Source organism: Streptococcus sp. GMD5S, from assembly GCF_000298715.2.
GTDB lineage: Bacteria > Bacillota > Bacilli > Lactobacillales > Streptococcaceae > Streptococcus.
Genome location: NZ_AJRG02000028.1, coordinates 1 through 10,253, shown reverse-complemented (window position 1 = coordinate 10,253; position 10,253 = coordinate 1). Strand labels below are relative to the sequence as shown.

General features: G+C 41.9%; 11 protein-coding genes. 6 read left to right on the top strand and 5 right to left on the bottom strand.

What is annotated here, in order from left to right:
- The first annotated feature begins 1 nt into the window (after window position 1).
- On the top strand, window positions 2–865 hold the full coding sequence (locus tag GMD5S_RS0209360) for a helix-turn-helix domain-containing protein (protein ID WP_001268185.1): 864 nt from the start codon (window positions 2–4) through the stop codon (window positions 863–865).
- 51 nt (window positions 866–916) lie between these two features.
- Here the strand turns inward: GMD5S_RS0209360 and GMD5S_RS0209355 are convergent, their stop codons facing one another.
- Window positions 917–1,552 carry a LysM peptidoglycan-binding domain-containing protein gene (locus tag GMD5S_RS0209355; protein WP_000060321.1) on the bottom strand — a complete coding sequence of 212 codons (636 nt, stop codon included), beginning with the start codon at window positions 1,550–1,552 and terminating at the stop codon, window positions 917–919.
- A gap of 241 nt (window positions 1,553–1,793) precedes the next feature.
- Between GMD5S_RS0209355 and sdaAB the strand changes: the two genes are divergently transcribed.
- From sdaAB to GMD5S_RS0209340, 3 genes are read left to right on the top strand one after another with little or no spacing between them, the layout of a single operon-like run.
- Window positions 1,794–2,465: an L-serine ammonia-lyase, iron-sulfur-dependent subunit beta gene (gene sdaAB / locus GMD5S_RS0209350; protein WP_000555868.1), complete on the top strand. Its 672-nt coding sequence runs from the start codon at window positions 1,794–1,796 to the stop codon at window positions 2,463–2,465.
- Window positions 2,466–2,473: 8 nt separating this feature from the next.
- A complete protein-coding gene (gene sdaAA / locus GMD5S_RS0209345) occupies window positions 2,474–3,346 on the top strand; it encodes an L-serine ammonia-lyase, iron-sulfur-dependent, subunit alpha (RefSeq protein WP_000500035.1) in 873 nt (290 codons plus the stop codon).
- A gap of 27 nt (window positions 3,347–3,373) precedes the next feature.
- Complete coding sequence (locus tag GMD5S_RS0209340) at window positions 3,374–4,003, top strand: HAD-IA family hydrolase (protein WP_001139324.1); 630 nt, start codon at window positions 3,374–3,376, stop codon at window positions 4,001–4,003.
- A 95-nt stretch (window positions 4,004–4,098) separates the two neighbouring features.
- On the opposite strand, the gene GMD5S_RS0209335 is transcribed toward GMD5S_RS0209340, so the two are convergent.
- From GMD5S_RS0209335 to GMD5S_RS0209320, 4 genes are all read right to left on the bottom strand, one after another.
- Window positions 4,099–4,314 (bottom strand): hypothetical protein, encoded by a 216-nt coding sequence (locus GMD5S_RS0209335; RefSeq protein ID WP_000759536.1) that lies wholly within the window; start codon window positions 4,312–4,314, stop codon window positions 4,099–4,101.
- Entirely contained in the window at window positions 4,289–4,711 is a 423-nt protein-coding gene (locus GMD5S_RS0209330; RefSeq protein ID WP_000947292.1) for a DUF805 domain-containing protein, read from the bottom strand. Before GMD5S_RS0209330 ends, GMD5S_RS0209335 begins: the two co-directional genes overlap by 26 nt.
- A gap of 248 nt (window positions 4,712–4,959) precedes the next feature.
- The gene (locus GMD5S_RS0209325; protein ID WP_001035729.1) at window positions 4,960–6,810 is read right to left on the bottom strand and encodes a nucleoside-diphosphate sugar epimerase/dehydratase; all 1,851 of its coding nucleotides are present in this window, start codon (window positions 6,808–6,810) and stop codon (window positions 4,960–4,962) included.
- A 75-nt stretch (window positions 6,811–6,885) separates the two neighbouring features.
- Window positions 6,886–7,716 (bottom strand): glycosyltransferase, encoded by an 831-nt coding sequence (locus GMD5S_RS0209320; protein ID WP_001114302.1) that lies wholly within the window; start codon window positions 7,714–7,716, stop codon window positions 6,886–6,888.
- Window positions 7,717–7,937: 221 nt separating this feature from the next.
- Here GMD5S_RS0209320 and GMD5S_RS0209315 point away from each other — a divergent pair, with 221 nt between their 5' ends.
- Together GMD5S_RS0209315 and GMD5S_RS10750 are read left to right on the top strand one after the other, a co-directional pair.
- A complete protein-coding gene (locus tag GMD5S_RS0209315) occupies window positions 7,938–9,104 on the top strand; it encodes a CynX/NimT family MFS transporter (RefSeq protein WP_000744868.1) in 1,167 nt (388 codons plus the stop codon).
- A 203-nt stretch (window positions 9,105–9,307) separates the two neighbouring features.
- A partial coding sequence (locus tag GMD5S_RS10750) for a hypothetical protein (RefSeq protein WP_016893851.1) occupies window positions 9,308–10,253 on the top strand: 946 nt, incomplete at its 3' end.

The window sequence follows — 10,253 nt, the reverse complement described above, 5'->3', positions numbered from 1 at the left end:
CATGCGCTACGATTTTGGAAATGTTTATAAAGAAATACGTGAGTCAAAAGGATTAACCCAAGAAGATGTCTGTGGTAGCGTCCTTTCAAGAACCAGCCTATCAAAAATCGAAAGCGGGAAAACAACTCCTAAATATGAGAATATGGAGTTTCTTCTCCGACAAGTCAATATGAGTTTTGAAGAGTTTGAATATATCTGTCAACTTTATCAACCAAGTCAACGCACAGAAATTATGCAAACCTATCTCAATATGAGCTCAATCCTAGGGACTAATGAACTCGAAAAACTATTTCAAAAATGTCAAGACTACCTCAAAACTCACCACGACCTCCCCATCAAAGAGATACGAGATATGCTAGAAATTGTTATCTATATTCGCCAAAATGGGACTAAAAAACTGTCAATCGAAGTTAACAATACTGTAAAGAAGCTATGGAAGAAGATAGAAAAGCAGGACACTTGGTACGAGAATGACTTAAAAATTCTCAATACCATTCTCTTTACCTTTCCTATAGAACATATCCATCTCATCACTGGAAAAATCTTGCAACGCTTAGAAGTCTATAAAAACTATCAACATTTATATGACTTGCGAATGGCAATCCTACTCAACCTCTCCACCATTTACTTATACAATCAAGATAGAAATATGTGTAAACAAATATGCTATACTTTACTAGAAGATGCCAAGAACAAGAAAAGCTACGATAGGCTTGCTATCTGCTATGTCCGTATTGGGATTTGTACGGATGATTCTAAACTTATCCAAAAAGGTTTCTCCCTTCTGGAACTAACCGATGAAACCTCCATGCTATCTCATCTCAAAAAAGAAGTAGAGACCTATCATCAACCAAAGGAAATATAAAAAAGTCGAGGGATTTCCTCGACTTTTACATATTTTTCTGTTAGCTAGTTCTTAATACCAACCGTTGTTAAGCCAGAAGTTCTTGGCAGCTGTCCATGAACCGTAACGTCCTGCAACGTAGGCATCTGCTACACGTTCTTGGTTTTCAGCTGAGTAGTCACCGTTCAAGTATGAATCTGTCAATTGGTAACGTCCGATGTAACGTCCGTTTGTAGCAGTGTAGCTACCGCCTGATTCTTTTTGAGCGATCCATTCTTTGGCTTCTGCTTCAGAACCACTTACAGTAGAAGCTGCTGCAGTGTTGCTTTCTGCTGCTGGAGTTGCAGGTGCAGCTGGCGCTTCATAGGTTGTTGTTTCAGTTACTTCTTCTGCAGTTTCTTCCGCAGCTGCTGGTGCTTCATAAGTTGTTGCTGAAGCTGCAGCGGTTGCAGTTGCTGTCGATGGAGCTGTTCCTTCGATAACCAAAACTTGGTCAACATAGATAAGGTGAATATCTTTGATGTTGTTTTTTGCTGCCAATTTTTCAACAGTTGTGTTGTACTTCTCAGCGATTTCTGAAAGAGTATCACCTGATTTAACTGTGTAAGTTACAGTTTCTTGGGCAGATGCAAGTGATGGAGCAAAGAAAGCAAGCAAAGTTGCTACTCCTGCGATAGTTGTTTTAATTTTTTTAGTTGTTAATGACATATCTAAAAATTCTCCTTCCATTGGATATATCTATGATACCTTTTAAATGTTACCGTTGTTTAACGGTTTTATGTAGAAATATTACAAAAATGTTTTATATTTACCGTTTTAAGGAGGTTTTTGTCACAAAAGACCTTATTTTATACTATCTTTAATCATTTTAAGCTTTTGATAAGGGAAATAAGCGCGGAGGTCCATTCTTTGATATAATAGATATAAGAATCTTTGTAAGGGGAAACAGATGCACTCACTTCGTTTTCAATCTGTCTTTGACATTATCGGACCTGTCATGATTGGCCCATCAAGTAGCCACACAGCTGGAGCTGTTCGCATCGGGAAAATCGTCTCTTCCATCTTTGACGATACGCCGACAGAAGTCGAATTCCAATTATTTAATTCATTTGCCAAAACCTACCGTGGTCATGGAACCGACCTTGCTCTCGTCGCTGGTATATTAGGTATGGATACGGACGATCCCGACATTCCAAATAGCCTAGAGATTGCCCATAAACGTGGTATCAAGATTGTCTGGACCATTCAGAAAGACAGCAATGCCCCTCATCCTAATACCACTAAAATTACTGTGAAGAATGAACACAAATCCATTAGTGTGACAGGAATTTCCATCGGTGGAGGAAATATCCAAGTTACGGAACTTAACGGCTTTGCTGTCTCTCTCAACATGAACACACCGACCATCATCATCGTGCATCAAGATGTTCCAGGTATGATTGCCCATGTTACTGAAGCCCTCTCTCGTTTCGATATCAACATCGCTCAGATGAATGTGACTCGAGAAAAAGCTGGAGAAAAAGCCATTATGATTATCGAAGTCGATAGTCGAAGTTGCGAAGAGGCGATTGAAGAAATCCGAAAAATCCCTCATCTCCACAATGTCAATTTCTTTAAGTAGGAGGAAACATGTTTTATTCTATCAAAGAATTGGTCGAGCAGGCGGATCTAGACTTCCAAGGAAATGTCGCAGAACTCATGATTGCGACAGAATATCAACTAACCGGTCGGGAACGGCCAGAAGTTCTCCTCCTCATGGAACGCAATCTAGAAGTCATGAAAGCCTCTGTCGAGCTCGGCCTCAGTGAAAACAAATCCCGTAGTGGCCTAACGGGTGGAGACGCGGCCAAACTAGACCGCCATCTCAAAAGTGGAAAGGCCTTGTCGGACCTTACCATCCTATCAGCAGCCCGTAATGCCATCGCGGTCAATGAACACAATGCGAAGATGGGCTTGGTCTGCGCTACTCCAACCGCAGGAAGTGCCGGCTGTCTGCCAGCCGTTCTCACTGCTGCTATCCAAAAACTTGACCTCAGCCACGAAGAACAGCTGGATTTCCTCTTTGCTGCTGGTGCCTTTGGACTAGTCATCGCAAACAATGCCTCTATCTCAGGCGCTGAAGGTGGCTGCCAGGCCGAAGTTGGCTCTGCCTCTGCCATGAGTGCCGCAGCCTTGACCTTGGCTGCAGGTGGAACTCCCTATCAGGCTAGTCAAGCCATCGCCTTTGTCATTAAAAATATGCTGGGCCTCATCTGCGACCCCGTCGCTGGTTTGGTTGAAGTTCCCTGTGTTAAGCGCAATGCCATGGGAGCCAGCTTTGCCTTTATCGCAGCAGACATGGCCTTGGCAGGTATCGAGTCTAAGATCCCTGTTGACGAAGTCATCGATGCCATGTACCAAGTCGGATCGAGTCTTCCAACTGCCTTTCGTGAAACGGCCGAGGGTGGACTCGCCGCCACACCTACTGGTCGCCGCCTACAAAAAGAAATCTTCGGAGAATAAGCTTATCTATATCTATTAGGAGAAACTATGCCCTCTATCTCAGCAATCTTTTTTGATCTAGACGGAACCCTGGTTGACAGTTCCCTCGGGATCCACAATGCCTTTACCCATACCTTTAAAAAGCTAGGAGTTCCAAGCCCTGATGCCAAAACCATTCGTGGTTTTATGGGACCGCCCCTTGAAAGTAGTTTTGCAACATGCCTTCCCCAGGAACAAATCTCTGAGGCCGTCCAGATATACCGCTCTTACTACAAGGAAAAAGGGATCCACGAAGCCCAACTCTTCCCCCGAATAACGGAATTACTCCAAGAACTTTCACAAAACTACCCTCTCTACATCACTACAACAAAGAATACTCCGACTGCCCAGGATATGACTAAAAATCTGGGAATCCATCATTTCTTTGACGGCATTTACGGCTCTAGTCCTGAAACGCCACACAAGGCGGATGTCATCCGTTACGCCTTGCAAATGCATCAACTTCCTGCAGACCAAGTCCTCATCATCGGAGACACCAAGTTTGACATGATTGGAGCCCAAGAAACTGGCATTAAAAAGTTCGCTGTTACTTGGGGATTTGGAGAAGAAGCTGATTTGCTCAGCTATCAGCCTGACTGGATTGCCCGTACCATTGATGATATCATTAAGCAACTATAAATAATACAACATACAAAAATACTCCTAACACTAGTGAACTAGGTTGAGGAGTATTTTTTATATATTGTTACTATCAGAAGGAATCAACTCCATGCTTAAGCAGTAATTTGATCCTGTTCTTCAGTATCTGTATCTTCATCCTTCTTACTTGGCCAAGCAAGCATGACAATAAGCGCAATCGGTCCAACGAGAGGAACCAAAGCAATGAAGATAAAGGCCCAGTGGAAACCAGCGTCTCGTAAGCAGCGAAGCGACTCAGACGTTTTTAAATAGAGTAAAAATATCTTAATATTTTCGTACCATTTCTTCAAACCGAGAGTCTTCCGTATTCTCTTTATCTTTTTCACTATTCTCTATCACTTTTTCTCCAAATCGTTGACTTGGCATAGCGAGCATAACGAGCAGTGTTATTGCACCCAAAGGAACAAATACAATAAAAATATAGGCCCAATGGATACCCACATCTCGTAAGCGACGTACTATCAGTGCTAGTAGAGGAACAAACTCTATTATAAACAAAATAATACACATACTGAAGACCGCAATATTCCTGATGGCTTTATCAGATTCTACTCCAGTAAAAAGTGAGTAGTAGGCGGGCAAGAAAATTATCATATTTAGCAGCCAAACCCACCAAAATTCTGGACGTGTGGAACGACCAGAAAAATTTGCATAGCCTTTGAAAAAACTCCTAATAGCACTCAGCATACAAAAATCTCCTTTTGATTTTAATACTTATTTCGCAAAGTTATGTTACCAGCTTAAAAAAGAGGTAGTTTTTAGATTGTCTGAAATCACTCTCCTAATAGATCACATAACATCGTCCCTTGAATAGTTGCGCTTATTAAACCTTTGAAAGATCCGATGTTCTCTACTCTCTATTTATAAAAACCAGCTTTCTGATTCTCTCAGAAAACTGGCGATAGTTGTTTCATTATGAAGGTAGATGGACACTCTTACTCAGCATGAGTTGTTTCGTTTGCAAAGGAAATGATGGCTTTTTTGAGCTCATCTCCGCTGAGTGAACGGAATTCTTCAATCTTTTGATCAATGGCTTCTAGAGGCATGACGTTAACCTTACCAACGAAAATCTTGTCCATGACTTGGTTATCAACCAATTCGGTCGAAACCAAGAGTTCTTCATAGAGTTTTTCTCCTGGGCGGATACCGACCTCAACGATTGGAATTTCACTTTCAGTGTGTCCGCTTAGAAGAACCATTTTCTTAGCCAAGTCATAGATCTTGACTGGTTTGCCCATATCGAGGATAAAGACTTCTCCGTCCTTGGCATAAGCGCCAGCATGGATTACTAGACGGCTAGCCTCTGGAATGGTCATAAAGTAACGTGTCATACGGAAGTCTGTCACCGTTACAGGACCGCCTTCAGCAATCTGACGTTCAAAGACAGGAATCACGCTACCACGACTACCGAGAACATTCCCAAAACGAACTGCACAGTAGGTTGATTTGCTGCGTTGGTTAAAGCCAGTGACAATCAATTCTGCCACGCGCTTGGTTGCACCCATAACATTCGGTGGATTGACCGCCTTATCAGTCGAAATCATGACCATCTTAGGCACTTTGGCCTCATCCACAGCCTTGGCAACATTGTAAGTTCCGAGGATATTGTTTTTGAAGGCTTCTTTTGGATTGCGTTCCATCATCGGAACGTGCTTGTGGGCAGCAGCATGGTAGACAATGGCTGGTTTGTACTGCTCAAACACCTGCAAGAGTCGGTCATAGTCCTGAATATCTGCAATAACAGGAACATAATCAATCCCTTGGAATGTACGGATCAATTCATGATAAACGAGATAGATTGAGTTTTCACCATGTCCAAGCAAGACAATACGCTCGGGATTAAAGCGACTAACCTGACGACAAATCTCTGAACCAATCGAACCACCTGCCCCTGTCACCAGGATGGTCTTGCCTGTAATCTCAGTACCCAGACGCGATTCGTCGAGACGAATTTCCTGACGGCCCAAAAGGTCTGTGATATCAATTTTTTGGAAACCACTACCTGGTTGATGGAGTCCTTGAACGACTGTCTCAACCTTAGGCATCTTGTAACATTTGACGCCTAGCTTATTACACATCTGCAAGATGCGTTCGTACTCTGATGGGTCAAGCGAAGGGATCGCTACGATGACACGCTCGATTTGGTGACGTTTAGCTAATTCAGGTAGATTATCATAAGAGCCCAGAACTGGGATCCCACCTAGTTTTTGTCCCTTTTTCTTTTCATCGTTATCCAAAATCCCCACTAGCTCAAGGTCGCTAGTTGGATGTTGGTAGCTGTTCATAAAGAGGGCGCCACCATCACCAGCACCGATCAAGAAGGTACGGCGATGCTCTCCATCTCCACTACCTTGCTTGCGCTTAGAATAAATCAGCTGCCAAGTGATACGAGGAAGCAAGATGAGGAAGGTACTCAACAAAATGAAGAGTACGATGAAACGGATAGAAAACAATGGAAGAAAGGCATAGCAGATTCCATAAGAAAGAACACTGCTGAGCATCACTCCGAAAAAGATTTTCATGAAATCCGTAATCTTGCTATAACGACTAATACTAGCATTTAGCCCCCAAAACGCAATCATGATTTGATAGAGGAGGAAGGCTAAAAGAGTGTAGATCACGTAATCCACAGGCGCAGGATTTATAAGGCCATAAAACAAGATATAAGATACGATGATGGAAACCACCATACTCAGAATATCGAATATCCCCCAAAACACTTGTTTTTGCTGTTTATTTAAAATTTCAACCAGATCAATCACATAATCTGTTAGTTTTTTATTCATAGGAATTTACTCCCCCTTAAAAGAGTCAGATGATACTGTTGTTATGATAACCTGAATCATTCAGTCTATCGGGGCTTACTTTCTCTTTCTTAAAAGTTTGACGAAGATAAACTGACGTACAAATCCTGGACAAAGTGCAACAATTGCCTGAATGGCTACACTTTTAGCATATTCCATGTAAGAAATTTGCCCTCGCTCAAGCATCCGTTGGCGAGCTTGACGATAGAGTTTGAGGTAACGCAAGCCACCTCGACGCTCAAACATCCCTGCACCGACACGAACCTTACACAAGATTTGATCTAGGTTCCCAGTCTTGGCACCTGCAGCAATCATATTGAGCCAAAGGAGGTCATCCTCCATGTAAAGGCCATCTTCATAGTTGCCTGCCTTGAGGACCATGCTCTTTTTGAACATGACTGTCATATGGTTAAAGGCGCTTCTCATTCTCTGATAAGCCACAATGTCTGCATGCTGAGTTGGAACACGACGATAAGACACAATCTCATCTGGATTGTCAATGAACTCTGCGATATGCCCGCCTAAGAGATCGAGATCTTCTTTCTCCATTAGCTGAAGCTGTTTCTCAAAACGATCCGGAACAGCTAAATCATCCGTATCCATGCGGGCAATAATGTCATACTGGCACTGTAAAACACCGTATCGAAGAGCCAAGCCTAAACCTTGATTTTCTTCTAAGGGGCACCGTTTAACTGGAATGTCTGACTGAGCTTCCACTTCATCTAGCACCTGATAGAGTTCGGGTGTGAGCGGCCCATCCTCAACAAGAACAAGTTCGCTCGGTTTCAAGGTCTGGTTTTGAACACTTTTGATAGCATCTCTTAAAAACGTCGGATTTTCCTTTACATAGACCGACATCAAGACGCTGATTTTTTGCTTTTCAGGCACAGTTTTTCTCCAATGTATAGATTTCCTTCCACTATTTTATCACAAATTCTCCTAGTTTCCTATTTTTATATCAAATCAAGGAAAATTCTAGTAAAGAAATCTGTCACTTTTCACTATATTTTCACTTCCATTGATTGAACTGTCTTGGCTATCATTACTTGACATTATAAGGAAAAAACCTTAAAATAAGCTGTTATTAAAATCATCCTATCGAGGTTTTTATGAAAAAACAATCACTCTTTTTTGTTCTAGGAATTGTCTTAATCGGGACCGTTTTACGCTCTCCTTTTACTGCTCTTCCAACTATTTTAGGAGATATCGCTCAGGGACTAGGAGTGGAGGTCAGCTCACTTGGGATTTTAACCAGTCTCCCTCTCTTGATGTTTGCTCTTTTCTCTGCTTTTGCGAGCCGCTTGGCACAAAAAATCGGGTTGGAACACCTCTTTACTTACTGTCTCCTCCTCTTAACTGTTGGCTCTGTCATTCGGATTTTCAATCTTCCCCTTCTCTATCTAGGGACCCTAATTGTGGGAGCAAGCATTGCGATCTTCAATGTACTCCTCCCAAGTATGATCCAGGCAAATCAGCCTCAAAAGATTAGTTTCCTAACAACTCTCTATGTCACTGCCATGGGAATTTCGACAGCCATCGCTTCTTATCTTTCGGTCCCTATCACCCAAGCTAGTTCTTGGAAGGGCCTCATCCTCGTTCTCAGCTTTCTCTGTCTAGTCACTCTGCTAGTCTGGTTGCCAAATCATCGCCACAACCACCACCTAGAAAGCCAGAAAGAAAAGCAAGTCAAAGAGAATATTCTAAAAAGTAAAGATGTCTGGGCTATCATTGTCTTTGGTGGTCTTCAGTCCTTGCTCTTTTATACAAGTATGACCTGGTTGCCAACTATGGCTATTAGTGCTGGTCTTTCTAATAGTGATGCGGCTCTCCTCGCTTCTATTTTCTCACTGATCAGCATTCCTTTTTCAATGACTGTTCCAAGTCTAACGACTCGTCTATCAGATGGTCACCGTCGAATCATGCTGGCAATTATCTCTATCGCTGGGATGACAGGAATTGCCATGCTCTTGTATCCAAGCAACAACTTCCTCTACTGGCTAGTCGCTCACCTCTTGATTGGGACTGCCTGTAGCGCTCTTTTTCCTTATCTCATGGTTTGCTTTTCTCTTAAAACCAGTTCTCCTGAAAAGACGGCCCAGCTATCAGGACTTGCGCAAACAGGGGGCTACATCTTGGCGGCCTTTGGTCCTACCTTGTTTGGTTACAGTTTTGATCTTTTCCAATCTTGGGTTCCAGCGGTTCTTGCCCTACTAGCTGTTGATATCATCATGACCGTCTCACTCTTTATGGTGGATCGGGCTGATAAGATTCTTTAATTTTTCTAAAATACTTCTCAGATATAAACAATGCAAAGCCAGACACTGTCTGGCTTTTTTGGTGCTTATACCAACAAGAAGCACCATCCATCTGTTAGCAGAAAGATGGCATTTTTGATATAATAAGATGTATAGAAACTAATTGTCATAGGAAAAATACATTAGTTCATAAGATAGCTACTATTTTAAATGAGGTGTACAGAATGAATGAACAGAAATACAATTTGGAAGAGAGTTTAGCAGAGTTAAATAAGCTCCTTAACTTATCAGCCAAGGCGACAGATAAGGCTAGCCGTGAAGCTCTAGCAGAAAAGGCAAGAACAATTTATGAACAATACCCTGAATCAGAAGACATTGCGTTGCGGTATGCTATGACTTTGTTTTATTTATCAACCAAGCAAACTGAATTAAAAGAGCTAGAGACTACTGCTGAGAAATTAAAAGTCGTGCAACAACAATTCTACGATGCACATGATATTGCTTTGCTATATGCCATGATTTTGGTTAATTTATCAAACAAGCAGACTGAATTGAAAGAACGAGAGGCTACTGTTGAGAAATTAAAAGTCGTGCAACAACAATTCCATGATTCACATGATATAGCTTTATCGTATGCTAGAATTTTGTTCAATTTATCAAGCAAGCAGACTGAATTGAAAGAACGAGAGGCTACTGTTGAGAAATTAAAAGTCGTGCAGCAATGCTTTCCAGACTCACCTGATATGGCAGAAGCATTGGCTAAAATTTTGTTCAACTTATCAACCGAGCAGACTGAATTGAAAGAACGAGAGGCTACTGTTGAGAAATTACAGAAATTGCAACAACAATTCCATGATTCACATGATATTGCTTTACCGTATACTAGGACTTTGGTTAATCTATCAAGCAAGCAGACTGAATTGGAAGAATTGGAGACTACTGCTAAGAAATTACAAGTCGTGCAGCAATACTTTCCAGACTCACCTGATATGGCAGAAGCATTGGCTAAGATTTTGTTCAACTTATCAACCGAGCAGACTGAATTGAAAGAGCTGGAAACTACTGCTGAGAAATTGCAAGTCGTACAGCAACAATTCCCTGAATCGCCTGATATAGCTTTACCGTATGCTATGATTTTGTTTTCTTTATCAAGCAAGCAGACTGAATTGA

What these genes read in the sequence shown, in the direction of transcription:
- GMD5S_RS0209340 (WP_001139324.1), top strand. Translation starts at nt 3,374, where the DNA reads ATGCCCTCTATCTCAGCAATCTTTTTTGATCTAGACGGAACCCTGGTT.
- GMD5S_RS0209330 (WP_000947292.1), bottom strand. Translation starts at nt 4,711, where the DNA reads ATGCTGAGTGCTATTAGGAGTTTTTTCAAAGGCTATGCAAATTTTTCT.
- GMD5S_RS0209325 (WP_001035729.1), bottom strand. Translation starts at nt 6,810, where the DNA reads ATGAATAAAAAACTAACAGATTATGTGATTGATCTGGTTGAAATTTTA.
- sdaAB (WP_000555868.1), top strand. Translation starts at nt 1,794, where the DNA reads ATGCACTCACTTCGTTTTCAATCTGTCTTTGACATTATCGGACCTGTC.
- GMD5S_RS0209315 (WP_000744868.1), top strand. Translation starts at nt 7,938, where the DNA reads ATGAAAAAACAATCACTCTTTTTTGTTCTAGGAATTGTCTTAATCGGG.
- GMD5S_RS0209355 (WP_000060321.1), bottom strand. Translation starts at nt 1,552, where the DNA reads ATGTCATTAACAACTAAAAAAATTAAAACAACTATCGCAGGAGTAGCA.
- sdaAA (WP_000500035.1), top strand. Translation starts at nt 2,474, where the DNA reads ATGTTTTATTCTATCAAAGAATTGGTCGAGCAGGCGGATCTAGACTTC.
- GMD5S_RS0209360 (WP_001268185.1), top strand. Translation starts at nt 2, where the DNA reads ATGCGCTACGATTTTGGAAATGTTTATAAAGAAATACGTGAGTCAAAA.